Source organism: Pantoea anthophila, from assembly GCF_006494375.1.
Lineage (GTDB): Bacteria > Pseudomonadota > Gammaproteobacteria > Enterobacterales > Enterobacteriaceae > Pantoea > Pantoea anthophila.
In genome coordinates this window covers 122,399-147,551 of sequence record NZ_VHIZ01000064.1, presented here as the reverse complement: position 1 = coordinate 147,551, position 25,153 = coordinate 122,399, and the positions used below count along the sequence as shown (strand labels likewise).

The window sequence follows — 25,153 nt, the reverse complement described above, 5'->3', positions numbered from 1 at the left end:
AGTTGGTGTAAATAGTTTCCTTGAAAGACTCAGAATTATTATCGAAGCTACGAAAAATCCTATCCATACATAATAAATCAGTGAGGACTGACTGAATGAAGGAAAAGGAACATCCATTCCGCTTGGTTGAATAAAAAAAGCATAATACAAGGTGTTATATAGAAATTCATGGATGCTCACGCCCTTAAAATAAAGGCATGCAATTCCCGACATTATAACCAATAATGCCGTCAAGGCAAGCTTCAGTATTTTTAATGCTTTGTCTTTCAATGGCTTTTTATTGCCTGCTGAAAACTCGCCTGCAAATATACTTATTGATAGAAATATGAACAGCTCCTGACCAAACCAGAAAGAAACCCCTAATAATATGCCACTAAGAATGACCTGGGCGTTTTCGCTTTTTTTATTGCCATTATTGATGTTATTCGAATAAGATAAAAGATATAAAGCTAATGCTGCTGCCGGAAGTGCTGTTCTTAACTGATATATCGGCGGGGCGGCTAAGAAAAATAAAGCAGTGGCTGTTGCGATAGTTAATGAAGATTTGCCAAAAATATTTTTCGTCACAGCCAGAGCTAATGCAAAGCTAGCTATCATCTGGAAAACATGCGATTCCATCAATAATGACGTACTTGTGGTTAAATATGTTTCTCCAAAAAAATACTGCATTATTCCGTAATAGTAATAAGGGCCTGGTGTGCGAAAATGTATGAAGTCTTTTGTAAAAACTTCACCATTTGCAATCCATTTTCCAAATGCATGGAATAGATAATGGTCTCCGCTACCAAAAGCAAATGGCGCTTTATGATATGAAATCATGCATCCTAATATAGTGAAGGCTAATAGAATGCTTAAAGAAAGAAGGTTTTTTTTGGTCACTGCAAATCCTTACAATAGAATTTTAATTTCTGCTTCTGGAATATTAATTTCTTTTGAGAAAACAAATTTTTCTCACTAAGAATGGTTCGTAATAAACTTAAAATAGCAACGGAGCGTTATGCTGATTTCTATCTCCAGGCCATTCCAGACTAATTGACTACCATCTTTGAGTAGCTTAGCTAGTATACAAAATGGCCCCGTTTGCATCAAAAAATATTGCCTCAGACATATCATTATTGGCAATCAGGGAATGGGTTTTCTACCGTACAGAAGATTTATAAAACCCTTTCCAGGTTCAATTAATTTACTAAAAGCTCACCTGTACGTAATGGTTTCTCTCCCGCCAGCCTCACCACCAGCATACCTGCCGTGGCAAACCTCACCCAGTGCCGTGCATACAGAATACCGCCATGCTCCGCCACCAGCGGGGTGATGTGATCCGTCAGTGGATCGACAATCTCAGCCACTACCTCTCCCGGACGAATCTCTGCGCCCAGCGGTTTACGATGGAAAATCAATCCTGACACCGGCGAGTGAATATATTCACAGCCAGCCAGAGGTGTCGGCGGGTTCTTCAGGGCAGGGGAGGAGGCCGCGGAACCCTCACTATGGCGTTCTTTGATCACGCCTGCTTCTCCCGGCGCTTCAGCTGCATCGGGTACGGTTAAACCGATGGGGCCGTCATTGATGGCCACCACATCATCCCCGCCTGCGCTCGCCGGGACCAGCTCATCACCGCCAATAACGGGCGCGGCCACTTCCACAGAAATCGAAGGTTCGCTGTAGCCGATATAGCCGCCCTCCTGCAACGCTGAAATAATCGCGTCTGCATCCTTTTCCGCCTGCTCAGGCGAGACATCACGCACGCCGCGCAGCTCCAGCGTCACCGGCAGCAGCCCACGTGGCATCGGATACGCTTTGCCAAACCGCTCCGCCAGCGTCAGCCAGGGTTCGCAGCAGGCTTCATCAAAGGGTTCGCCGCCGGAGATTTGCGCGAGCAACTGCACTTCACTGCCCAGCCAGCGCGCCAGCGGCTCAATATCCGGCCACGCATGCGGGGTGGTGTAGAGATGTGGCACGGCTTCCCAGTCGCAGTGCAGGTCAATCATCAGATCGGCCTGGCTGGCCATTCGCATCAGCGTGAAGCGCTGTGCATCCAGTTCGGTCTTAGGGACAGTATCGCGGTAATGGCGATCGATCGCCTCGCGGATCAGGCTTCTGTTCTGCGATTCACTCTGGGTCAGGCTCTCAGCCAGCCCGGCCGCCAGGGTGGTGCCCAGTGAGGGGAAACGGCGATTAAAATCCTGACCGGAGAGGGTATGAAAACGTCCGAGGTGAGTACCGTGCCAGTGCTGGCCCAGTGCCAGAGGATTGGCAACCGGCACCAGCGTAAAGGCGGCTTTGAGTTGACCGGCGGATTCCAGCGCCTGCAGTCGCTGCTTCAGGAACCACGCCACCGCCATCCCCGGCAGTTCATCGCCGTGCAATGCCGCCTGAATATAGACCTGACGCTCATGATCCTGAGCAAAGTGAAAGCTGATGATTTCACGCTGGGTGCCTAAAGAGGCGCTTAACAGTGGATGATGTTGTTGATGCATACCGTGTTAATGTCCTTTAATCGGCAAAGGACGACAGCGCGCCGTCCCGAGAAGGTTAGAGTATAGTGCCGGATCGCGGTGAGGACGAAAATGGAACCCGCGACACTACTGCTGAATAGAGATATCCGTGGCGAAGTAGCGCTTCTGAATCTCATCAAAGGTGCCGTTCTTTTTGATGTCGGCAAAGGCGTTATCCAGCGCGGTTTTCAGCTCAGTATCGCCTTTGCGCAGGCCAATCGCCGTGCCGGGGCCGATGATTGGATCCTGAATAATCGAGCCGGCCAGCTCAAACTCTTTGCCCTGTGGCTGTTTCAGGAACCCGATAGCCGCCTGTGCCGCATCGGTAAAGACCGCGTCCAGCCGGCCTGAAACCAGATCGCTTTCTACCTGTGCCTGATCGCCATAAGGGACGACGGTCACACCATGAGGCTGCCATTTCGCCAGGGCATAGCGCTCCTGAACTGTTCCCTGTTGCACGCCAACCGTTTTCCCTTTCAGAGACTCGATGGTGGGCAGGATGCCGGCGCCTTTACGGGCAATCAGTTGAGTATGGGTGTCGTAGAGCGGGACGGTGAAGTCAATCTGCTTCAGGCGCTCTTCCGTAATGCCCATATCTGACAGGATGGCATCAAACTTACGTGCTTTCAGCGCGGGGATCATGCCGTCAAACTGGCTTTCGACCCAGACGCATTTCGCCTGCATCTGTTTACAGAGTGCGTTGCCCAGGTCAATGTCAAAGCCGACCAGCTTGCCCTGGGGCGTTTTCGATTCAAATGGCGGATAGGTCGGGTCGACCGCGAAACGTACCTGTTCAATTTTTGCCTGCGCGCCAAATGCACAGCCTGCCAGAAGGGTGACAGCCAGCGTCTGACGCAGGCGTTGCGTGAAAATGTTCATGATTTTGCTCTTATTTTGTCGTGATGAAGGTTCATGAAGAGTAACGCCGGGCAGACGGGATAGCAATTAGCGGATAATGTTCACCACGCGAGCGCCGCACAGCGCCCGGTAATCGTCGGTATTGAGGATCACCGATCGCGCCAGCAGGCCGGCGTTGAAGGCGATCTCCGGGTAACGTTCAAACAGGCTGGGATCCGCAATCAGCAGCAGGTCGGGATGAAAGCTGAATGGCGGGATAGCACCAAACACACAGCCGGTCAGTTGGTCGGTTTCTGCAGGACTGGCCAGTGACGCGCGTCGTCCGCCCACCGCGTCGGCAACCTTATTCAGATCGGCCTGCCGATCGGCCGGTAACACCGCCAGCACATGCTGTTTAACGCCGTTGCCTTTGACATGGCAGACCAGCGCTTTCGCGCCCTGACCGATTTCGGTGCCGCGTATTGCCGCGACGGCTTCACATTTACCGGTCGCCTCATGCTCCATCAGGCGATAGCGCGCCTGATGCTGGTCGAGAAGGGCGATTAACTTTTCATGGGTGGTCATGGTCTTCTCCCGGGTAGATGGGCGGTGTTCACGAAGGGGGAGCGGTGCAGGATGTGAGAAGAATCCTGCTCAGAATCCGCATAAAAACGGTATTCTGAGCAGTATGTTGCACATTTACTGATGGCGGTCGCGCAGGTTATTGATCACCGTGCTGAAGTCGAGATCCTGATCCTGCAACAGCACCATCAGATGATAAACCAGGTCTGAGGCTTCATTGGTGAGCTCATGCCGGTCATTGACGGTTGCCGCCAGCGCGGTTTCCACCCCTTCTTCACCCACTTTCTGCGCGATACGCTTGGTGCCGCTGGCGTAGAGGCGGGCGGTGTAGGAGCTCTCCGGATCGGCTGTCTTACGCGAAGCGAGCAGTTGCTCCAGCTGATAAAGGAAGGTCCACTCCGGTGCCGCGGGGGAGAAGCAGCTGCTGGTGCCCAGATGGCAGGTCGGGCCAATCGGATTGGCCAGGATCAGCAGCGTGTCGTTGTCGCAGTCTGGCGTAATGCTCACTACCTGCAGAAAGTTGCCGGAGGTTTCACCTTTGGTCCACAAACGGTTTTTGGTACGGGAGAAAAAGGTGACGTTGCCTTCAGCCAGCGTTTTTTCCAGTGCCGCCGGATTCATGTAGCCATGCATCAGGACTTCGCCTGAGACATTGTGCTGCACGATGACCGGCATCATGCCTTCTGTTTTGTCCCAGTCGAGCTGAGCCTGTTGTTGTTCGGTTAGCACGCGCGAATCTCCACTCCGTTGTCGATCAGGAAGCTCTTCAGCTCACCGATATTAATAATCTGCTTATGGAATACCGAGGCGGCCAGCGCCCCATCAACATTGGCTTCGGTAAAGGCTTCCAGGAAGTGCTGCATCGTACCTGCGCCGCCAGAGGCGATCAGCGGCACCTTGCAGACATCCCGCATTTTCTTCAGCTGCACCAAATCATAGCCATTACGCACGCCATCCTGATTCATCATGTTCAGCACGATTTCACCCGCGCCCAGCTTCTGCACTTCCTGCACCCACTCCAGCGTTTCCCACTGGGTCACGCGGGTGCGCGCTTCGTCACCGGTGTATTGATTAACCTGATATTTGCCGCTGCTCTCATCGAACCAGGTGTCGATCCCGACCACAATACACTGCACACCGAAACGGTCCGCGAGGCGGGTGATCAGCGTCGGGTCAGCCAGCGCCGGTGAGTTGATCGAAATCTTATCCGCACCAAATTCCAGGATACGCGCCGCGTCTTCGGGGGTTTTGATACCGCCCGCTACGCAGAACGGAATATCGATGACTTCCGCTACCCGCGACACCCAGCTCTTGTCCACGACCCGGCCATCGGAGGAGGCGGTGATGTCGTAGAACACCAGTTCGTCAGCCCCTTCGGCGGCGTAGCGCTGGGCCAGCGGCACGATGTCACCGATGATCTCGTGATTACGAAACTGTACGCCTTTGACCACCTGGCCGTCACGCACATCAAGGCAGGGAATTATCCGTTTTGCCAGCATGAGATCGCCTCCGAAACAGTGAATTTATCTTCCAGCAGCGCACGACCGACAATGACGCCCTGAACACCGCTGCCGCGCAGGGCGGCGATATCATTAAGTTCGCCAATGCCGCCAGAGGACTGGAAGGCGACGGACGGGAAGCGTGAGGTCACTTCCTGATAGAGGGCGACGTTGGAGCCACTGAGGGTGCCGTCACGGGAGATATCCGTGCAGAGCACGTGCTTCAGGCCCACCTGCTGGAAATCGGTAATCACCTCTTCCAGCGTCACGCCTGCCGCTTCCTGCCAGCCGCTGATGGCCACTTCTTTACGGTTACTGGCGTCGATACGCACATCCAGCGCCAGCACGATCGCCTCAGCGCCAAACTCGGCAAACCACCGTTTGACCTCTTCCGGCTGTTTGATGGCGGTGGAACCCACCACCACACGACTGGCACCGGCTTCCAGCAGGGCGTGCACATCGTCACGGCTGCGGATGCCTCCACCGACCTGCACCGTCACATCCACCCCTTCCAGCAGGGTTTTCAGCAGGGAGATCTGACGCTTCGCCGGATCTTTCGCGCCGGTCAAATCCACCAGATGCAGAACGGTTGCGCCCTGACGAACGTAATCCTGCAGACGCGGCAGCGGGTCACTGCCGTAATCGCGCTGCTGCCCATAATCGCCCTGATGCAGACGAACGACTTTACCGTCGATTAAATCTAACGCGGGGATAATCATTACATCTCCAGGAAATTTTTCAGCAACTGTGCGCCCGCTTTGCCCGAACGCTCCGGGTGGAACTGGACGCCGAAGAAGTTATCCTTCTGCACCGCTGCGGTGAAGGCTTCGCCGTAGTGACACTGTGCGATGGTGCTGGCGTTGACCGGCATGGCGTAGCTGTGAACAAAGTAGAAATAGCTGCCATCGTCGATGCCGCGGAACAGGTGATTGCCCGCCTGCGCGGTAATCTGGTTCCAGCCCATGTGCGGCAGCGGCAGACCCTGCGTGTCCATCAACGAAACCGGTTCATCAATAATGCCCAGCGTCGGCACACCGCCGTTTTCATCGCTGCCGCGTCCCAGCAACTGCATCCCCAGACAGATCCCCAGCACCGGCTGGGTACAGGCTTTCACCAGATCGATCAGGTCACGCTCTTCCAGCTGCGTCATCGCCGCCTTCGCGGTGCCAACGCCCGGCAGAAACAGTTTGTCAGCGCGCAGGACCACATCAGGATCGCGGCTGACTTCCGGGCGGTAGCCCAGACGTTCAATCGCCCATTTCACTGATGAGAGGTTGGCGCAGCCGGTATCCATGATCACCACGTTCATCACAGCACTCCTTTCGAGCTCGGCAGGGTATTACCCTCTACGCGAATCGCCTGGCGCAGCGTACGACCAAAGGCTTTGAACAGGCTCTCGACACGGTGATGGTCGTTCTTGCCTTTGGTTTTGAGATGCAGGGTGCTCATCATGGCGTAAGAGAGCGAGCTGAAGAAGTGCTCGACCATCTCGGTGCTGAGGTCACCCACACGCTGGTAGTTGAACTCGGCTTTGAACTCGATGTGCGGACGGCCGGAGATATCGAGCGCACAGCGCGCCAGGCATTCGTCCATCGGCAGCACGAAGCCAAAACGGCCAATACCGCGTTTGTCGCCCAGTGCTTTCAGCAGCGCTTCCCCCAGGGCCAGACCGGTATCTTCCACCGTGTGATGATCGTCAATATAGAGATCGCCTTTCACTTCAATGTGCATGCGGAAACCGCCGTGCACCGCAATCTGATCCAGCATGTGGTCGAAGAAGCCCACACCGGTATTGATCTTACTGCCGCCTTCGCGGTCCAGCCACAGTTCAACCCGAACCTGCGTCTCTTTGGTGTTGCGCTGCACCAGCGCATGGCGGTCGCGCTGGGTCAGGCGCTGCTGGATGGTCTGCCAGCTCTGGCCATCTGCGCCGTAGCGGATAGCCTGAATGCCCATATTCTCCGCCAGCTGAACGTCAGTCAGGCGATCGCCGATGACGTAGCTGTTGGCGGTATCGAGCGCGCCCTCCGCCAGCCAGGCTTCCACCATTCTGGTTTTCGGCTTGCGGCAGTCGCAGTGGTCGTCAGGCATATGCGGGCAGATCAGCACATCATCAAACGCGATACCCTGTGAGGTCAGCACCTGCATCATCAGATTGTGCGGACCATCGAAGTCCGCCTGCGGGAAACTGGCGGTGCCCAGACCATCCTGATTGGTGATCATCACCAGCCGATAACCGGCGGCCTGCAGCGCCAGCAGCGCCGGAATAACGTCTGGCTCGAACGCCAGCTTATCCAGTCGGTCAACCTGATAATCTTCAGGCGGCTCAGAGATGAGGGTGCCATCGCGGTCAATAAAAAGGGTCTTCTGGCTCATGCTTGCTCCACAGAAAAGGCTTGCAGCGCGGCGATCACTCGTTCGCACTCTTCACGCGTGCCGATGGAGATGCGCAGGCATCCCGACAGGCCTGGATTTTTGTTTTGATCACGCAGGATAATGCCCTGATCCCATAAGGTTTTGAAGACTTTAGGCGAATCGGTAAAGCGCGCCAGCACATAGTTGGTTTCACTGGGGAAAACCTGTTCCACGCAGCTCAGCTGAGCCAGTGCATCCAGCAGCCAGCCGCGACTGGCATTCAGCTGCGCCACATGCTCACGCATCAGGGCGATACCCTGTTCGCTGAGCGCCTGACCCGCAACGTCGGCCACGGGCGTCGCCAGCGGGTAGGGGGCAATGACCTTCATCAGCAGGTCGATAACCGGCTTATTTGCCAGCGCAAAGCCACAACGCAGGCCTGCCAGTGCAAAGGCTTTCGAGAGCGTACGCAGGATCACCAGATGCGGATAATCCTTGAGCCATCCGGTCAGGGTCGCCTGCGGGCAGAACTCAATATAAGCCTCATCGGCCACGACCAGCGCTTTTCCGGCGGTCATCGCCAGCAGCTGACGGATATCCTCCTGATTGATCAGGTTACCGGTCGGGTTGTTGGGGCTGCAGAGATAAACGACTTTCACGCCTTCCAGCTGCTCTGCAATCGCGGGCAGGTTCAGCTGCCAGCCGTCCAGCGCGGGAACGGTGCGGTATTCGATGCCGATGGTTTCGGCGCTGACGCTGTACATGCCATAGGTCGGTGGACAGAACAGAATCGCATCATGACCCGGCTCACAGAAGGCGCGCATGATCAGTTCAATGGCTTCATCCGCGCCGCGGCTCACCAGCACCTGCTCGGGGGTTAAGCCTGCGTAGGCGGCGTAGCGCTCAATCACGATTTTCGGCTGACACTCGGGATAGCGGTTCAGCGTCTGCTGCGACAGCTCAAACGGCACCGGCAGCGGAAACTCGTTGGCGTTAAGCCAGACATCGCCGTTACCACCCAGACGACGCGCCGACATATAGGGGGTCAGCGCGCGCACATTGGCGCGCGCCAGCTGCTCAATATCCTGACTCATGCTTGCTCCTTCAGTGCGGCAACGCGCAGGGTGACGGCATTCCTGTGGGCATCCAGCTGCTCAGCGGCGGCCAGGGTTTCAATCGTCGCGGCCAGGTTCAGGAAACCCTGCGGCGTCAGCTCCTGCACCGTCATGCGTTTCTGAAAATCGGCCAGTCCCAGGCTGGAACAGGTCGCGGTGTAACCGTAAGTTGGCAGGACGTGATTAGTGCCTGACGCGTAATCCCCCGCAGACTCCGGTGACCAGTCGCCCAGGAAGACGGAACCGGCGCTGGTGATGGTGTCCACCAGTTCGCGCGGCTGACGCGTCTGCAGAATCAGGTGCTCCGGGCCGTAGAGGTTAGAAATCGCCACGCACTCTTCAAGGTCACGCGCCACGATCAGTCGACTGCTCTCCAGCGCCTGACGGGCGGTGGCCGCACGCGGAAGCTGTGCCAGCTGCTGTTCAACCGCCTCCGCAACTGCCTCAGTCAGCTTCAGGGAAGGCGTCAGCAGAATCACCTGTGAATCGGGGCCGTGCTCCGCCTGCGAAAGCAGATCAGAGGCGACAAACGCGGGCGTCGCCCCCTCATCGGCGATCACCAGCACTTCAGAGGGACCCGCCGGCATGTCGATCGCCGCGCCATCCAGGCGCTGACTCACCTGACGTTTTGCCTCAGTGACCCATGCGTTGCCCGGACCAAAAATCTTGTCCACGCGCGGCACTGTTTCCGTGCCGAAAGCCATGGCGGCGATAGCCTGCGCGCCGCCCACCTGAAAGACCTCTTCAACACCACACAGCTGCGCGGCATAAAGGATCTCATCGGCAATCGGCGGAGGTGAACAGAGCACCACGCGCCCGCATCCGGCGATGCGTGCCGGTGTTGCCAGCATCAGCACGGTTGAGAAGAGCGGGGCGGAACCGCCGGGGATATAGAGACCGACCGATTTCACCGGACGGGTAATCTGCTGGCAGCGCACGCCTGGCTGTGTTTCCACATCCACGGGCGGCAGGATCTGGGCATTGTGGAAGGTTTCGATATTCTTCACCGCCACAGCCATCGCCTGCTTCAGCGCGTCACTCAGACGGGCGCTGGCTTCTGCGATTTGCTGCGGGGTCACGCGCAGCTGGTCAACCTGCGCCTTGTCGAACCGGGCGCTGAACTGGCGCAGCGCCTCATCACCACCGGACTTTACCTGCTCCAGGACGTCGCGCACCGTCTGTGTGACGTTGTCAGAGGCGGCAATCGCAGGACGTAACAGCAGCGCCTGCTGCTGTTCCGGGGTGCACTGCTGCCATTCAATCGGGGTAGAAAAGGCCATGGCTTACTCCATCATCTTCTCAATTGGCAGCACCAGAATCGAACTGGCACCCAGTGACTTCAGTTTTTCCATCGTTTCCCAGAACAGGGTTTCGCTGCTGACCATGTGCATCGCCACGCGGCTGACATCACCCGCCAGCGGCAGCACGGTCGGGCGCTCTGCGCCAGGCAGCAGGCTGATCACCTCTTCCAGGCGCTCACTCGGCGCGTGCAGCATGATGTACTTCGATTCGCGCGCTTTGATCACGCCCTGAATACGGGTCATCATCTTGTCGATCAGCTCCTGCTTGGCGGCAGGCATCTCGCCGTCGCGCTGAATCAGGACGGCTTTTGAACGATAGATCACTTCCACTTCACGCAGGCCATTGGCCTCCAGCGTGGCCCCGGTGGAGACCAGATCGCAGATGGCGTCAGCCAGACCGGCGCGGGTCGCAACTTCAACGGAACCGTTCAGCATACAGGTTTTGAAGCTGACGCCTTTTTTGTCGAGATACTGTTTTAACAGGTGCGGATAGGAGGTGGCGATACGGGCGTTGTCGAGGCACTGCGGACCGGTATACTCGTCATCGGTTCCCATCGCCAGCGACAGGCGGCAGCCGCCGAAGTCGAGGCGGCGCAGGGTGAAATAACGCGGGTCTTCACCCTGCGCCCGGCGTGAGAGTAACTCCTCTTCCAGCACGTTCTCACCGATGATGCCTAAATCGACCACGCCATCCATGACCAGGCCAGGAATATCGTCATCGCGCACGCGCAGGATGTCGATGGGCATGTTCTCCGCAAACGCAATCAGGCGCTGTTGCTGAAGGTTGATTTTAACGCCGCAGCGCGCCAGCAGTTCGCGTGAATCATCACTTAAACGGCCAGATTTCTGCATAGCTATGCGTAAACGGGTGTTATCTAACATGGTTCCTGTCCTCTTAATCCTGTCCTGAATGTGTGGTTACGTCAGCCCATAAAAAAACCCCCGGAAGACGATCTTCCGGGGGTTCTCTTGCGTTCGCACCACTGGAAGATCTTGAAAGTCTTCCAGCACCAATCGCCTGAAAGACTAGTCAGGATGATGGTGGTGGTGATGGTTAAACTGAACGCGTGTCATAATAATCTCGTCGATGAATGAGTATTCATTTGTGGGGTTTAACCTAGCGAAGATGCGTGCCGTTGGCAACACTTTTTTATAGGCCCGGTTCGGAAAGCACTGAAACAGGTTGTCCTGGTTTGCAATCCGGGGGCAAACTACGGTGAAGTCAGGGTGGATGTTTTACGTCAGGAGTCAATATGAAGAAGGTCGCGATTGTGGGACTGGGCTGGTTGGGCATGCCGCTGGCCACGGCGTTAACGGCGCGGGGCTGGCAGGTAACAGGCAGTAAAACTACGCCGGACGGTGTTGAGGCGGCCCGCCGCTGCGGCATTGAGGCCTTTCAGCTGGAGCTGACGCCCGAGCTGGTGTGTGATGCCGCCGATATCGAACCGCTGTTCAATGTTGATGCGCTGATCGTGACGCTGCCCGCCAGCCGCACAGCAGAAGGGGGCGAGGCCTATCTGCAGGCGGTGCAGAATGTGGTCGACACCGCGCTGGTTTACAGGGTGCCACGCATTATCTTTACCAGCTCCACCTCTGTGTATGGCAGCAGCTCCGGGCCTAAGCGGGAAAACAGCCCGCTGAACGCCGAAACCGTCGCCGGAAAGACGCTGGTGAAACTGGAAAACTGGCTGCACGATCTGCCTGGCACCAGCGTCGATGTTGTGCGTCTGGCGGGGCTGGTCGGGCCAAAACGCCATCCGGGACGCTTCCTGGCGGGAAAACAGGATGTGGCTAATGGTTCGCAGGGCGTCAATCTGGTGCATCTCGATGATGTGGTTGAGGCGATTACGCTGCTGCTGCAGTCGCCCAAAGGGGGCCGGACCTATAACCTCTGTGCGCTGAAGCACCCCTCCCGTGACACCTTCTATCCGGCGGTGACGCGCCAGCTTGGCCTGCAGCCGCCTCAGTTCGCGCCAGAGGCAGTAAAAGAAACCGGTAAGCTGATTGACGGGTCGCGTATCTGCAGCGAGCTGGGGTTTGAGTATCGCTATGACGATCCGGTGAAGATGCCGCTGGAGTGAATGGTACCTTATTAAGATGCAGAAGTAGTTTTTATGTTTTTATAAAAAGGTCTTTTGAATATTTATGTCGGGCGGAGTGAAGCAATTCCGTCCCGACTGACTATGGCGTAGTAAGGAGAAAAAGCTCAGTAATAAATGTCGTTTTGAAATATGTTATGTCTATTTCCTGCAACCAAAAATATCAAGGTGTAAATTTCATAAGGGAAGCATAAGCAGTCAAAAAAGTATTGTATGGCACATCCGTTTATGCGCATCAGTCGATAATTACGCCTAAATTTTAATATAAATGACTTTTGTAGTTTATGATGCTGTGTGCTGCTTGCCAGTATAATCGCTATAAAGCTGTTAATGAAAGCCCACCTGAGGGCTTTCTTTGTTTAATTCATTATGAATTTGACTCGCCTATAACAAAGCCGTTATCCATTTGACAGAGACCCTGTTTGCTAATGTCGGTATGTTACCTGATTTACGAATAAGGTAACAAATCTGAATTTTTGAGTGATCCAATTAGCTATTATGACTTTTGGCACGCAGGCGTTTGTGTTACGAGTCAGAGCTGAAGTTTTACTGGCTGCCTTCCATTACGAAGCCGGCCCCCGTCTGTTAATTTAATTATTCTTTCTTAATAATATATCTGGGTCGTTGCTTAGTCTCGATATAAATTCTACCAATGTATTCTCCCAGCACACCGATACCAATTAGCTGAATGCCGCCAAGGAAAAGAATCGAAACCAGAATTGACGGATAACCGGCTACAGGATTTCCCCAGATCAGCTTATCTGCAATCATCCACACGCCATAAAAAAATGAGAGCCCGGCAACAAAGAAACCGATATAGGTCCACATGCGTAAAGGAAACGTAGAGAATGACGTTATACCTTCCAGCGCAAGGTTCCAGAGTTTCCATCCATTGAATTTTGTCGATCCAGCGACGCGTTCAGCGCGCGTGTATTCGACTACCTCTGTTCTTCCACCCACCCATGAAAGAATGCCTTTCATAAACAGGTTTCGCTCAGGCAGAAGCTTGATGTTATCCACCACATGGCGGGACATCAGCCTGAAATCACCCACATTCTCTTCAATCTGCGGTTTGCTGATCATGTTGTGTAATTTATAGAACCATTCAGCGCTTTTACGCTTCAGATGGCTATCGGATGAGCGATCAACCCGTTTAGCCAGCACAACATCTGCGCCTTCTTTCCACTTCGAGATCAGAAGCGGGATAACCTCGATGGGATCCTGCAGATCTACATCGATAGGAATAACCACATCTCCGGTCGAGGCCTCAAGGCCTGCAAACAGGGCGGGTTCTTTGCCAAAATTTCGCGTAAAGCACACGTATTTGACTAACGCGTCATTTTTCATGATCGCCTGAATCAGAGATTCTGTGTTGTCTGTACTGCCATCATTGATGAAAACAATTTCAATTTCATCATCTGCAAGCGGCGTGTAATTTCTGACCGTTTGATAGAAAACAGGAAGGGCCTCCTGTTCATTCAGGACGGGAACAACAAGCGATATTTTCATTTCTTATCTCGGAAAATGATGTACTTCGAATAGACAAAGCCGCATACCAGACTTACTGCTGAGAAGACGATGAGGGTTACGACAGGGTTAACCTTCATCCGGTCAGCATAGGAACCAATCATGACGGCCACCATGCCCATGAAAAACACATACATGATGTAGCGGATCGTTGTAGCTTCTGAACTGAACGTCCACTTTGCGTTTGCAAAGAAAGAGAAGGTCACAGCAACACAGAATGCGATAAAGTTGGACAGTGACTGCTGTAACCCCTTCTCTACACAGATGGCGAAGGTAACCCAATGAATAAGCGTGTTAATCACACCAACTGACATGTATCGTGCAAAAAGTTTCAGCATGGCAAAGTTCTGTAAAAAGTGAGGTGCAAATCCTGACACCTGGCAGCGCAAGGATCAAGAAATTGTTAAGGCCGTTATGCCAGTTCATGTAGAGAGTGGTTATGTGCATTTACAGCAGGATTTGGATGTTGCGTAGGCTGCACTTTTCAGTGAGACCTTGCGATAATTGAAATTGCACGCAAGGCGTATTTGATTCAGCAGCTCAATCTACGCCTGTGACAGATTCACTGCTTTTCCAGGCGTTAAAATATCAAATTATCAGTAGCAACGCCGCATGATTAGGTCTTAGTGAGGGTGGGGCAACAAATTACCTTATACCCCCAGCCGATCCCGCAGCGCATACCACACCGCGCCCATCGCCGTCAGCGGCACCTTAAAGCGTCTGCCGCCGGGGAAGGGCAGATGCGGCAGGCGGGCAAAGGCGTCAAAACGCTCAGCATCGCCGCGTAAAACTTCACTGATCAGCTTGCCGGACAGATGGGTACAGGTCACGCCATGACCGCTGTCACCCTGCATGAAATAGACATTGTTCTCCAGCCGGCCAAACTGCGGCATGCGCGAGAGCGTCAGCAGGAAATTGCCGCTCCAGCTAAAGTCCAGCCTGACGTTCTGCAATTGAGGGAAGGTGCGGCGCAGTTTGGGACGGATCAACGCTTCAATGTCTGCCGGTTCCCGTGCCCCATAGACCACGCCGCCGCCATAGAGCAGCCGGTTATCCGCCGTCAGACGGAAATAATCCAGCAGGTAGTTACAATCTTCCACGCAGTAGTTGTTCGGCAGCAGCGACAAGGCCTGATCGGGTGAAAGCGGCTCGGTTACCACAATCTGTGAACCACACGGCATGCTTTTCCTGCTCAGTCGCGGCTCAAGCTGCGGCGAGAGATAGGCGTTACCGGCGAAGATGACAAAGGTGGCGCTGACCTCACCGTGGGCGGTTTTTACCCGATTCGGTGAGCCATAAACCACCTTCAGGGCCGCAGACTGTTCGTAGATGCGTCCGCCATGTCGCCGTATCGCTTCCGCTTCGCCCAGCGCCAGGTTCAGGGGATGCAGATGGCCGCCACGCCGGTCCAGCAGCCCGCCGACATAACGTTCGGTCGCCACTTCACGGCGGATCCCCCGTTCATCGAGCAGCTCCAGTTCGTGATTGCCATACTGCTGCCACAGGGTTTTCTGTTTCTGCAGATGTGCCATCTGGCGAGCATTCAGGGCGGCAAAGATGCCGCCAGGCCGGTAATCGCAGTCAATCGCGTAACGATCAATGCGATCGCGGATGATCGCTGCGCCTTCAAACATCATGCTGCCCAGCATACGGGCGCTCTCTTTGCCGTAGCGCTGCTCAATTACATCCACGTCGCGGCTGTAGGAGTTGACCACCTGGCCACCGTTACGTCCGCTGGCACCAAAGCCGATGCGTGCGGCTTCCAGCACGACCACGTCATAGCCAACTTCGGTCAGATGCAGCGCCGCAGAGAGGCCGGTAAAGCCGCCGCCAATAATGCAGACGTCACACTGGATGCTCTCCTGCAACGTCGGCCAGGGTTCATGGGCATTGGCGGTTGCCGCGTAATAACTCTCCACATAATTCATAACAACCTCCTGAATGCGCCTAAAAGTTAGCGGGCGTGTGGGCACTGACGATGCGACAGGGGATATCGGCACTGTTGGTGAAGCTGTGCGGTAAGCCGGTATCAATCACATAACTCTCTCCGGCAGAGAGATGAAAGCGCTGCCCGTTGATCATCAGGATAATTTCACCCTCCAGCAGCGTACCGGTCTCTTCACCAGGATGACGCAGCTTCTCACCGGTACTGGCACCGGGCTGGTAAGTTTCCAGCAGCATCCCCAGCGAACGCTGGGCTTTACCGTTATCGATCAGTTTCAGCGAGACCCCCTGACTGCCAATCTCCAGCAGTTCGCCAGGCCGGACAATAATTTTCGGCTCTGCATCCGGCCTGGGATCGGAGAAAAACTCCGACAGGGAGAGGCCATAGACCTTCAGCAGTTTCTGCAGGGTGCTGACCGCCGGGCTGACCTTATCCTGTTCGATGGTGCTGATTGCGCTGTGGGTCAATCCGGCCAGCTCAGCCACGCGGCGCTGCGACAGCCCCAGCGTCTGCCGGATCTCCGCCAGCCGCCGTCCCGGTGCCAGCGTGGCATCACTCATCGTCTTTTCCCCTGTGATAACGAATAGCAGCCTGAATAAATCCGCTGAACAGCGCCTGCGAGCCCGGCGTCGTTTCCGGTTGCCATTCGGGATGCCACTGCACCGCCAGGGCGAAAGGGTGATGACGCAGGCTCACGGCTTCGACCAGACCATCGGCTGCGCGTGCTTCGATGCGCAGCTGCGGTCCCGGTTCGCGGATGCCCTGATGATGCAGAGAATTGACCTCCAGGGTACTGTCGGCAAACAGCGTCGCCAGCATGCCGTACGGTTCGACGGTCACCTGATGCACCGGCGCATACTGCTCAGCCAGGGGGCGCGTCTCATCTTCATGATGACGCTGAACGTCAGGCCGGGCGCTGAGATCCCGCCACAGGCTGCCGCCATTCGCCACCACCAGCTCCTGCAGTCCCCGGCAGATGCCAAACATCGGCATTTTGTGGCTGGTGGCCCAGGTGATCAGCTGAAAGGCGAGGCGGTCACGACCCGGATCGGCGTGCGGCTCCTCACCGGCCTCGCCATAGTGCCAGGGTTCGATATTGCTGGGACTGCCGGTCAGCAGCAGACCATCCAGCACAGCCATAGCGTTTTCTAATAGATGAGGGGCGTTAATCAGACTGTGGGGCAGGGCGAGCGGTACGCCTCCTGCCTGAACGAGTGCATCGCAATATTTGTTATGCACCGTCTGAGTCGGATGACCGCCGGTATCCTTCTGGCACATCACTACGCCAATCAACGGCTTGTCAAAAATAATGCCCATCTCACGTCCTCGCTTCGCTGTTCGAAATATCTACCGAAAGGGCACGTCTGGCGGTTAAGTGTTCAATATTTTTTCAATCTAGCAATCTGCTGTTTGTTCTTCAAACAGATTTGTTACATTTGCACACTTTTTATGTTGGCGCTATGTTAGTGGTGTGGCCGTTATTTTGAGCATTACGCAAACCTTATAGGGGCGGGTGAGATCATGACTAACCTGGTAGAAGTGGAAGACTTCACGCTTCACAGTGAAGAGAAACGAACCAGCGCGTTCCAGCTTGAGGTGAAAACCTGGCTGGAGCGCCATCCTGAAACGCAATATGTCGACATCCTGTTAAATGATTTAAATGGTGTGTTTCGCGGCAAGCGCATTCCGGTCTCCGCGCTGCCCAAGCTGGAAAAAGGGTGTTATTTCCCCGCCTCGGTATTCGCCATGGATATCCTCGGCAATACGGTGGAAGAAGCGGGACTTGGCCAGTCACTGGGCGAACCCGACAATCTCTGCCTGCCGGTCAGCGGCACCTTAGTTCCCTCCGCCTCCGATCCTCAACACATTGCACAGCTGCTGTTAACTATGTGCAACCAAGATGGCACTCCCTTTGACGTTGAACCCCGAAATGTCCTCAACCGGCTGTGGCAACAGCTGCGCAACCGAGGCCTTTTTCCGGTGGTAGCGGTAGAGCTGGAGTTCTATCTGGTTGACAAAAAGCGCGATGCTGAAGGGTTTATCCAGCCGCCCTGTGCGCCGGGCAGTGATGAACGCAACATGCAGAGCCAGGTTTATTCGGTCGATAACCTCGACCACTTTGCGGATGTGCTGCGTGATATTGATGATCTGGCGCGTCAGCAGGGGATACCGGCCGATGGCGCACTGGCGGAAGCCTCGCCCGGACAGTTTGAAATCAACCTGCATCATACCCGCGACGTGCTGCGCGCCTGCGACCATGCGGTGCAGCTTAAGCGGCTGATCCGGCAGGTGGCGGAGAACCACGGTATGACCGCCACCTTTATGGCTAAGCCCTATGAAGAGTATGCGGGCAGCGGGATGCATGTGCACATCAGCATGCTGGATGCCGCCGATCATAACGCCTTCGCCTGTGACGATGGCAGTGATTCGCCGCTGATGAAGCGGGCGCTGGCTGGCATGATCGACCTGATGCCGGCGTCGATGGCACTGCTGGCACCTAACGTGAATGCCTATCGCCGCTTTGTCCCGGATGCGTATGTGCCATTACAGGCCTCATGGGGCCATAACAATCGCACCGTTGCGCTGCGTGTGCCGTGCGGAGATATCGACAACCATCGCATTGAGTATCGGGTGGCGGGGGCGGATGCCAACCCCTATCTGGTGGTTTCTGCTATTCTTGCCGGTATGCTGCACGGACTGGATACGCAACTGCCGCTGCCGCAGCCGGTGACCGGCAACGGGCATCATGCGGAAGGGCTGGCCCTGCCGATCCGGCAGAGCGATGCCCTGTATGAATTTGACAACAGCTATCCGCTGCAGAAGTTACTCGGCGAACGCTTTGCCAGCGTCTGGCACAGCTGCAAACACCATGAGCTGATGCAGTTTGAACGGCTGATCACCGCCACGGAAATTGACTGGATGCTGAAAAATGCCTGACCGGGGCGTTAATCGCTAATCTGAATTGCTTTTTTTGCTTATGATGCCCCGACGGCTTGAATTTCTGCCCGCGGTTGGGCAGAATACGCGGCCTGCAAAATCAGACGATAACCGACGCTTTAAGCGCCGGTTATTTTTTTTGCATTCAGTTTTAACAGAGCATTTTTGCTGACTTAACCGAGGCCGGGCACGCACCCGGATAGATAAACACTGAAAACACGCACACGCGTGAGATTGAGGATTACAAAGATGGGGATGTTTACCACACTGCCAGTCAATGCTGGCACGCGTTTTCGTGATGATTACGGCGCCGCGTTAACCGCTAACCCTACTCCCTGTCGCTTAATGCGCAGTTGCCCTGTGACCCAGCCCAGCCAGGTTGTCGCACATGGGGGACTGAAGCATGTCGCTTAATACCTCCGCCGCACCGCAGCGTGCGCAACTCAAAAAAACACTAACGTTACTTCCGGTCGTCATGATGGGCTTAGCCTACATGCAGCCTATGACCCTGTTCGATACCTTTGGTATTGTTTCTGGTCTGACCGATGGTCACGTTGCCACTGCTTATGCTTTCGCGCTGATTGCGATTCTGTTCACTGCCGTGAGCTACGGTAAGCTGGTACGCCGCTTCCCCTCTGCGGGCTCCGCTTATACCTACGCTCAGAAGGCAATCAGTCCGCACGTCGGCTTTATGGTTGGCTGGTCATCCCTGCTGGACTACCTGTTCATGCCGATGATCAACATCCTGCTGGCAAAAAACTACTTTGAGTCGCTGGTGCCCGGCATCCCGTCGTGGATTTTTGTGGTACTGCTGGTCGGTTTCATGACGCTCTCTAACCTCAAGGGCATCAAAACTGTCGCCAACTTCAACAGCGTCATTGTGGTGCTGCAGGTTGTTGTCATGCTCGGTATCACCGGCATGGTGATCTACGGTGTGGCAAGCGGCGTGGGTTCGGGCACTCTGGTGAGCAGCAGACCGTTCTGGTCTGAGAATGCGCACGTGGTGCCGATGATTACCGGTGCGACGATCCTCTGCTTCTCGTTCCTCGGCTTTGACGGTATCAGTTCGCTGTCGGAAGAGACCAAAGATGCAGAACGCACCATCCCGCGCGCAATTTTCCTGACGGCGCTGATCGGTGGTGTGATCTTTATCGCGGCATCCTATTTCCTGCAGCTCTACTTCCCGGACATCAGCCGTTTCCAGGACCCGGACTCGTCACAGCCTGAAATCATGCTGTTCGTCGCCGGTAAAGCGCTGCAGATCGGCATCCTGATCTTCTCGGTGGTCACGGTGCTGGCATCCGGTATGGCGGCGCATGCGGGCGTTTCGCGCCTGATGTATGTCATGGGTCGTGATGGCGTGTTCCCGGAGCGTTTCTTCGGTTACATCCATCCAAAATGGCGTACCCCGTCGCTCAACGTGCTGCTGGTGGGCGCGATTGCGTTGATGGCGATTAACTTCGACCTGGTCACGGCGACGGCGCTGATCAACTTCGGTGCGCTGGTGGCGTTTACCTTTGTGAACCTGTCGGTGATCGCGCAGTTCTGGATCCGTGAGAAGCGTAACCGCACGCTGAAAGATCACGTTCAGTATCTGCTGCTGCCGCTGCTCGGCGCGTTGACGGTCGGTGCGCTGTGGGTGAACCTGGAAGAGAGTTCTATGGTGCTGGGCCTGATCTGGGCCGCCATCGGGATTATCTACCTGGCCTTCGTGACCCGCAGCTTCCGTAATCCGGTGCCGCAGTTCAGCGAAGAGATTTAATCGCGACGACGTTGCCGCCTTTCCGGCTCTTCCGGGAAGGCGGCAATAACCTAACCTGCCAGTACCAGCTCCCAGCTCCCCGCATTTAACTGTTCCAGCGCCGCTTCACTCAACTTTTTGTCGGTAATGATCTGATCAAACCTCTCCAGCGGCAACGCCAGAAACGTCGCTATCCGGCTGTACTTCGAACTGTCACTGAGCAGCACGCGCTTACTGCTCACCTCGCTGACCGCCTGCTTCACGGTGACCTTATCTTCATCGGGCGTAAACAGGCCTCGCGGCCCCCAGCAGGAGGCGGAGATAAACGCGATATCAATCGCCAGATGACGCAGGCTTCTTGCTGCCGATTCGCCGACGCAGGAGCGGTTTTCCCGGCAGACCGTTCCGCCGGTGTGAATCACTCTGCACTGACTGCCCTCCATCAACAGATTCGCGACCATGAAATCGTTGGTCACCACCAGTAAATCATCACGATCCACTACCTCTTTCGCCAGGGCCAGCATGGTGGTGCCGGCATCCAGATAGATGCAGCTATGACGGGGAATGTGCCGGGCGGCGGCGCGGCCAATCGCATATTTCTCATCGTTAAACAGGGTACTTTTGGTGAGATGTGAAGGCTCAGCCGCCAGCCGATCGGCAGTGCGTACGCCGCCGGAGACTGACAGCACCGCACCCTGTTCCTCCAGTTTCTGCACATCACGACGTATCGTCATGTGTGAGACCCCCAGCCGCTCCGTCAGCTCGGCGATGCTCACCACACCACGATCGGCCACCAGCGCAAGGATCTGTTGATGACGTTCAACCGGAATCATACCTGCTCCTGCTATTTACCATTTTTTCACATTGTAGAGTATTTCACGGTTTATCAGAACAGATAATCACAGGGTCAGGGCTGAGAGTATGTTCAGATTCCCAGACAGAACAGGTAAGCCCGACCGTGTTAAAAATTGTTCTCTGACGAAGCTGTGATGTTTTTTGTGAGACGTGACACATTTTCAGTCGCCGGATGCTGGCACGATTAACAGTAACAAACAAATAATCACTTAATTTAACAGGGGGCGTAACGTGCCAGCAAAGAATATCTGTGTTATCGGGTTAGGATCCATGGGCATGGGGGCTGCACAATCCTGCCTGCGCGCCGGTCTCAACACCTGGGGCGTCGATTTAAATCCGGCCGCACTAGAGACGTTGCGACGGGCAGGTGCGCGCGATGCGCAGCCCTCGGCATCTGCCTTTGCTGACCAGCTCGATGCTGTTTTGCTGCTGGTGGTCAATGCGCAGCAGGTGAACGCGGTTCTGTTTGGTGAAAATGGCCTGGCGGCAAAGCTGCGTCCGGGGACCGTGGTGATGGTCTCATCCACGCTGTCAGCCAGCGACGCGCAGCAGATTGAGCAGCAGCTGGCGCAATATCAGCTGCTGATGCTCGATGCACCGGTCTCCGGCGGGGCTGCCAAAGCCGCCAGCGGTGAGATGACGGTCATGGCGTCCGGCAGTGAGGCGGCGTTTAGCCAGCTGCAACCGGTACTGGATGCGGTCGCGGCCAAAGTCTATCGCGTGGGCAGTGAGATTGGGGCGGGCTCCACCGTCAAAATCATCCATCAGCTGCTGGCGGGCGTTCACATCGCGGTGGGAGCAGAAGCGATGGCGCTGGCGGCGCGAGCCGGTATTCCGCTGGAAACCATGTATGAAGTGGTCACCCATGCTGCGGGAAATTCATGGATGTTCGAGAACCGTATGAAGCATGTGGTAGACGGTGACTACAGCCCGAAATCGGCTGTCGATATCTTTGTGAAAGATCTTAACCTGGTGGCCGACACCGCCAAAGCACTGCATTTTCCGCTGCCGCTGGCTTCCACCGCGCTCACTATGTTCACCGAAGCCAGCAACGCCGGTTATGGTCGTGAGGATGACAGCGCCGTGATCAAGATCTTCAGCGGCATAACGCTGCCGCAGGCGAAGGAGGAGGGATGATGCGTCTTGGTGTAATCGCAGATGATTTTACCGGTGCCACCGACATCGCCAGCTTTCTGGTGCAGAACGGGCTGAGCACCATTCAGTTCAACGGCATTCCCGCCGGTGAAATCGCCACCGATGCCCAGGCGATGGTGATCAGCCTGAAGAGTCGCTCCTGTCCGGCAGAGCAGGCGGTTGCTCAGTCGCTGGCTGCGCTGGCATGGTTACAGCAGCAGGGCTGCCAGCGCTTCTACTTTAAATATTGCTCCACCTTCGACAGCACCGCCCAGGGCAATATTGGTCCGGTGACCGATGCCCTGCTAAAGGCGCTGGGTGAGACGCAGACCGTTATCTGTCCAGCTCTGCCGGTCAATGGCCGCACGGTCTATCAGGGCCATCTGTTTGTTGGTGACCAGCTGCTGTCGGAGTCGGGGATGCGTCATCACCCGGTTACGCCCATGCGCGAGAGCAACCTGCTGCGTCTGATGACATCACAGGCGACGGGCAAAGCCGGACTGATCGCGGCGGCACAGGTCGACCAGGGTGCCGACTCCGTCCGGCAGGCGATGCATCAGCTGGCAGAGCAGGGCGTCAGCTACGTGGTGATCGACACGCTGCATCACCAGCATCTGCTGACGCTGGGCGCGGCCCTCAGCGATCTGCGGCTGGTGACCGGCGGTTCCGGGCTGGCTATCGGTCTGGCGCGGCAGTGGGCGAGAGCCGGGGCGGATGCTCAGGCAGAGCAGGCAGGGCGTCCGCAGGGTGGGCGCGCCGTGGTGTTGTCCGGCTCCTGTTCGCAGATGACCTGCCGGCAGGTCAGCCTCTATCGCCAGCAGGCACCGGCCTGCGAAGTGCAGGTCGAACCCTGCATGCAGAATTCAGATGACTATGCCCGCCAGCTCTGTGACTGGACGGAAGCCAATAGCCAGCACTCTCTGGCTCCGCTGCTTTATGCCACCACCGACGCACAGCAGCTGCAGGCGATCCAGCAGCGCTATGGTGCGCAGCGCAGCAGTGAGGCCGTTGAGCAGCTGTTTGCCGCCGTGACGCGGGAGCTGAAACGGCGCGGCTGGCAGCGCTTTATTGTGGCCGGGGGAGAAACCTCCGGTGTGGTGGCGCAGAGCCTGGGCGTGACCGCCTTTCACATCGGCCCGACAATTTCGCCGGGCGTGCCCTGGGTGCGTGATATCCACCAGCCGCTCTCTCTGGCACTGAAGTCGGGGAATTTTGGCGACGAAGACTTTTTCCGCCGCGCGCAAACGGAGTTTACCTATGACTGAATCTTTCTCTTTAACTGAGCAGCAGGCGCGTGATGAGATGGTGCGGCTGGGGGCCTCATTTTTTCAGCGCGGCTATGCCACCGGTTCGGCGGGCAACCTCTCCCTGCTGCTTGAAGACGGAAATCTGCTGGCGACGCCGACCGGCTCGTGCCTCGGCGAGTTACAGGCTGATCGGCTGGCAAAAGTGACGCCGGAGGGGGAGTGGCTCTCTGGCGACAAACCCTCCAAAGAGATCGCTTTCCACCGCGCGCTCTACCTGAATAATCCCGACTGCCGGGCGGTGGTGCACCTGCACAGCCACTACCTGACGGCGCTCTCCTGTCTGCAGGGGCTGGACACGGACAACTGTATCCGGCCGTTCACCCCCTATGTGGTGATGCGTGTCGGGGATGTGCCGGTCGTGCCCTACTATAAGCCCGGCGATGGGCGACTGGCGGAGGATCTGGCGCGGCTGGCCCCCCGCTATCGCGCCTTTTTGCTGGCGAATCATGGCCCGGTGGTGGTGGGAAAATCACTGCAGGAAGCCGCCGATAACACGGAAGAACTGGAAGAAACGGCCCGGTTAATCTTTACGCTGGGTGACCGGCCCATTCGTTATCTCAATGCTGCCGAAGTGGCGGAATTAAGGAGCCGATAATGCCAAAGTTTGCTGCTAACCTGACCACCCTGTTTACGGAACTGCCGTTCGCGGAGCGCTTCGCGGCGGCGGCTGATGCGGGCTTCCGCGCCGTAGAGTTTATGTTTCCCTATGACTATCCCGCCAGCCAGATCAAAACGTGGCTGGATGAGCATCAGCTACAGCTCGTGCTCTTCAATACTGCTCCCGGCAACGTCGCAGCGGGAGAGTGGGGCGTCACCGCTATTCCTGGCCGGGAAGCGGATGCCAGAGCAGACATCGATCGCGCCCTGAGCTATGCGCTGGCGCTGAACTGCCCGCAGGTGCATGTCATGGCGGCCACCGTGCCGCCGGGGGCCGACCGTCAGCGCTATGCCGACACCTTCATTCACAACATGCGTTATGCCGCGGAGCGCTTCGCGCCACACGGCATCAACCTGCTGATTGAAGCCCTGAATCCGACCACCAAACCGGGGTATCTCTACGCCAGCCAGTATCAGACGCTGGAGATGGCAGAACAGATCGATCGCCCTAACGTCTTTACTCAGCTCGACCTTTTCCACGCACAACGTGTGGATGGCAATCTCACGCACCTGATTCGTCACTATGCCGGGCGCTATGCCCACGTGCAGATCGCCTCAGCATCGGACCGTCATGAGCCGGATGAGGGTGAAATCTATTATCCGTATCTCTTCTCGCTGCTGGATGAAGTCGGCTATAGCGGCTGGGTGGGCTGCGAGTATATCCCGCGCGGTCGCACTAACGAGGGGCTGGGCTGGTTTGCGCCCTGGAAGATAAAAGCCTGATTTAACGCGCTGTAAAAAACCGGTGTTCCGGCACCGGCAGGGAG

The 25,153-nt window shown here is 56.1% G+C and carries 26 protein-coding genes and 1 other annotated feature; of the genes, 7 read left to right on the top strand and 19 right to left on the bottom strand.

Features of this window, described 5'->3' with window-relative positions:
• The 13 genes from FJW00_RS21095 to hisL form a co-directional block, all read right to left on the bottom strand.
• The coding region (locus FJW00_RS21095) for a hypothetical protein (protein ID WP_219994856.1) at window positions 1–879 on the bottom strand (879 nt) is incomplete at its 3' end.
• A gap of 299 nt (window positions 880–1,178) precedes the next feature.
• Window positions 1,179–2,477 (bottom strand): succinylglutamate desuccinylase/aspartoacylase family protein, encoded by a 1,299-nt coding sequence (locus tag FJW00_RS21090; protein WP_140925586.1) that lies wholly within the window; start codon window positions 2,475–2,477, stop codon window positions 1,179–1,181.
• Between the two features lie 105 nt (window positions 2,478–2,582).
• The gene (locus FJW00_RS21085; RefSeq protein ID WP_140925585.1) at window positions 2,583–3,374 is read right to left on the bottom strand and encodes an ABC transporter substrate-binding protein; all 792 of its coding nucleotides are present in this window, start codon (window positions 3,372–3,374) and stop codon (window positions 2,583–2,585) included.
• Window positions 3,375–3,440: 66 nt separating this feature from the next.
• Entirely contained in the window at window positions 3,441–3,917 is a 477-nt protein-coding gene (locus FJW00_RS21080) for a YbaK/prolyl-tRNA synthetase associated domain-containing protein (RefSeq protein ID WP_140925584.1), read from the bottom strand.
• Window positions 3,918–4,031: 114 nt separating this feature from the next.
• Window positions 4,032–4,643, bottom strand: a complete 612-nt coding sequence (hisIE, locus tag FJW00_RS21075) for a bifunctional phosphoribosyl-AMP cyclohydrolase/phosphoribosyl-ATP diphosphatase HisIE (protein ID WP_009089305.1) — start codon at window positions 4,641–4,643, stop codon at window positions 4,032–4,034.
• A complete protein-coding gene (hisF, locus tag FJW00_RS21070; RefSeq protein WP_009089307.1) occupies window positions 4,637–5,413 on the bottom strand; it encodes an imidazole glycerol phosphate synthase subunit HisF in 777 nt (258 codons plus the stop codon). Before hisF ends, hisIE begins: the two co-directional genes overlap by 7 nt.
• Window positions 5,395–6,132 carry a 1-(5-phosphoribosyl)-5-[(5-phosphoribosylamino)methylideneamino]imidazole-4-carboxamide isomerase gene (hisA, locus tag FJW00_RS21065; RefSeq protein WP_140925583.1) on the bottom strand — a complete coding sequence of 246 codons (738 nt, stop codon included), beginning with the start codon at window positions 6,130–6,132 and terminating at the stop codon, window positions 5,395–5,397. Before hisA ends, hisF begins: the two co-directional genes overlap by 19 nt.
• Window positions 6,132–6,722: an imidazole glycerol phosphate synthase subunit HisH gene (gene hisH, locus FJW00_RS21060; RefSeq protein ID WP_111208232.1), complete on the bottom strand. Its 591-nt coding sequence runs from the start codon at window positions 6,720–6,722 to the stop codon at window positions 6,132–6,134. Before hisH ends, hisA begins: the two co-directional genes overlap by 1 nt.
• Window positions 6,722–7,789, bottom strand: coding sequence for a bifunctional histidinol-phosphatase/imidazoleglycerol-phosphate dehydratase HisB (gene hisB / locus FJW00_RS21055; RefSeq protein ID WP_009089312.1), 1,068 nt, complete (start codon window positions 7,787–7,789; stop codon window positions 6,722–6,724). Before hisB ends, hisH begins: the two co-directional genes overlap by 1 nt.
• Window positions 7,786–8,862, bottom strand: coding sequence for a histidinol-phosphate transaminase (hisC, locus tag FJW00_RS21050; RefSeq protein WP_140925582.1), 1,077 nt, complete (start codon window positions 8,860–8,862; stop codon window positions 7,786–7,788). The genes hisB and hisC overlap by 4 nt, the downstream gene beginning before the upstream one ends.
• On the bottom strand, window positions 8,859–10,163 hold the full coding sequence (gene hisD / locus FJW00_RS21045; protein ID WP_140925581.1) for a histidinol dehydrogenase: 1,305 nt from the start codon (window positions 10,161–10,163) through the stop codon (window positions 8,859–8,861). The genes hisC and hisD overlap by 4 nt, the downstream gene beginning before the upstream one ends.
• A gap of 3 nt (window positions 10,164–10,166) precedes the next feature.
• Window positions 10,167–11,066 (bottom strand): ATP phosphoribosyltransferase, encoded by a 900-nt coding sequence (hisG, locus tag FJW00_RS21040; RefSeq protein WP_009089318.1) that lies wholly within the window; start codon window positions 11,064–11,066, stop codon window positions 10,167–10,169.
• Window positions 11,067–11,114: 48 nt separating this feature from the next.
• Window positions 11,115–11,235: a sequence feature (His leader region), on the bottom strand.
• A complete protein-coding gene (gene hisL / locus FJW00_RS21035; protein ID WP_100396937.1) occupies window positions 11,211–11,258 on the bottom strand; it encodes a his operon leader peptide in 48 nt (15 codons plus the stop codon). It overlaps the preceding feature by 25 nt.
• 179 nt (window positions 11,259–11,437) lie before the next feature.
• Between hisL and FJW00_RS21030 the strand changes: the two genes are divergently transcribed.
• Window positions 11,438–12,265 carry an NAD-dependent epimerase/dehydratase family protein gene (locus FJW00_RS21030; RefSeq protein ID WP_140925580.1) on the top strand — a complete coding sequence of 276 codons (828 nt, stop codon included), beginning with the start codon at window positions 11,438–11,440 and terminating at the stop codon, window positions 12,263–12,265.
• 612 nt (window positions 12,266–12,877) lie between these two features.
• On the opposite strand, the gene FJW00_RS21025 is transcribed toward FJW00_RS21030, so the two are convergent.
• From FJW00_RS21025 to puuD, 5 genes are all read right to left on the bottom strand, one after another.
• The gene (locus FJW00_RS21025) at window positions 12,878–13,792 is read right to left on the bottom strand and encodes a glycosyltransferase family 2 protein (RefSeq protein ID WP_140925579.1); all 915 of its coding nucleotides are present in this window, start codon (window positions 13,790–13,792) and stop codon (window positions 12,878–12,880) included.
• Window positions 13,789–14,148 carry a GtrA family protein gene (locus tag FJW00_RS21020; protein ID WP_140925578.1) on the bottom strand — a complete coding sequence of 120 codons (360 nt, stop codon included), beginning with the start codon at window positions 14,146–14,148 and terminating at the stop codon, window positions 13,789–13,791. The genes FJW00_RS21025 and FJW00_RS21020 overlap by 4 nt, the downstream gene beginning before the upstream one ends.
• Before the next feature lie 312 nt (window positions 14,149–14,460).
• Window positions 14,461–15,738 (bottom strand): NAD(P)/FAD-dependent oxidoreductase, encoded by a 1,278-nt coding sequence (locus tag FJW00_RS21015; RefSeq protein WP_140925577.1) that lies wholly within the window; start codon window positions 15,736–15,738, stop codon window positions 14,461–14,463.
• 19 nt (window positions 15,739–15,757) lie between these two features.
• A complete protein-coding gene (gene puuR, locus FJW00_RS21010; protein ID WP_009089325.1) occupies window positions 15,758–16,315 on the bottom strand; it encodes an HTH-type transcriptional regulator PuuR in 558 nt (185 codons plus the stop codon).
• Window positions 16,308–17,072, bottom strand: coding sequence for a gamma-glutamyl-gamma-aminobutyrate hydrolase (gene puuD, locus FJW00_RS21005; RefSeq protein WP_140925576.1), 765 nt, complete (start codon window positions 17,070–17,072; stop codon window positions 16,308–16,310). The genes puuR and puuD overlap by 8 nt, the downstream gene beginning before the upstream one ends.
• 201 nt (window positions 17,073–17,273) lie before the next feature.
• On the opposite strand from puuD, the gene FJW00_RS21000 reads away from it, so the two are divergent.
• Together FJW00_RS21000 and FJW00_RS20995 are read left to right on the top strand one after the other, a co-directional pair.
• Entirely contained in the window at window positions 17,274–18,692 is a 1,419-nt protein-coding gene (locus FJW00_RS21000; RefSeq protein WP_181405401.1) for a glutamine synthetase family protein, read from the top strand.
• A gap of 403 nt (window positions 18,693–19,095) precedes the next feature.
• Window positions 19,096–20,454 carry an APC family permease gene (locus FJW00_RS20995; RefSeq protein ID WP_140925574.1) on the top strand — a complete coding sequence of 453 codons (1,359 nt, stop codon included), beginning with the start codon at window positions 19,096–19,098 and terminating at the stop codon, window positions 20,452–20,454.
• Between the two features lie 50 nt (window positions 20,455–20,504).
• Here FJW00_RS20995 and ygbI read toward each other — a convergent pair whose 3' ends face one another.
• A complete protein-coding gene (ygbI, locus tag FJW00_RS20990; protein ID WP_140925573.1) occupies window positions 20,505–21,266 on the bottom strand; it encodes a DNA-binding transcriptional repressor YgbI in 762 nt (253 codons plus the stop codon).
• A gap of 253 nt (window positions 21,267–21,519) precedes the next feature.
• Between ygbI and ltnD the strand changes: the two genes are divergently transcribed.
• Genes ltnD through FJW00_RS20970 form a run of 4 tightly spaced genes read left to right on the top strand, consistent with a single transcriptional unit; the run spans window position 21,520 to window position 25,109 of the window.
• The gene (gene ltnD / locus FJW00_RS20985) at window positions 21,520–22,425 is read left to right on the top strand and encodes an L-threonate dehydrogenase (protein WP_140925572.1); all 906 of its coding nucleotides are present in this window, start codon (window positions 21,520–21,522) and stop codon (window positions 22,423–22,425) included.
• Window positions 22,425–23,687: a 3-oxo-tetronate kinase gene (gene otnK / locus FJW00_RS20980; RefSeq protein ID WP_140925588.1), complete on the top strand. Its 1,263-nt coding sequence runs from the start codon at window positions 22,425–22,427 to the stop codon at window positions 23,685–23,687. Before ltnD ends, otnK begins: the two co-directional genes overlap by 1 nt.
• Complete coding sequence (gene otnC / locus FJW00_RS20975; RefSeq protein WP_009089340.1) at window positions 23,680–24,324, top strand: 3-oxo-tetronate 4-phosphate decarboxylase; 645 nt, start codon at window positions 23,680–23,682, stop codon at window positions 24,322–24,324. The genes otnK and otnC overlap by 8 nt, the downstream gene beginning before the upstream one ends.
• Complete coding sequence (locus FJW00_RS20970; protein WP_140925571.1) at window positions 24,324–25,109, top strand: HPr family phosphocarrier protein; 786 nt, start codon at window positions 24,324–24,326, stop codon at window positions 25,107–25,109. Before otnC ends, FJW00_RS20970 begins: the two co-directional genes overlap by 1 nt.
• The last annotated feature ends 44 nt before the right edge of the window (window positions 25,110–25,153 follow it).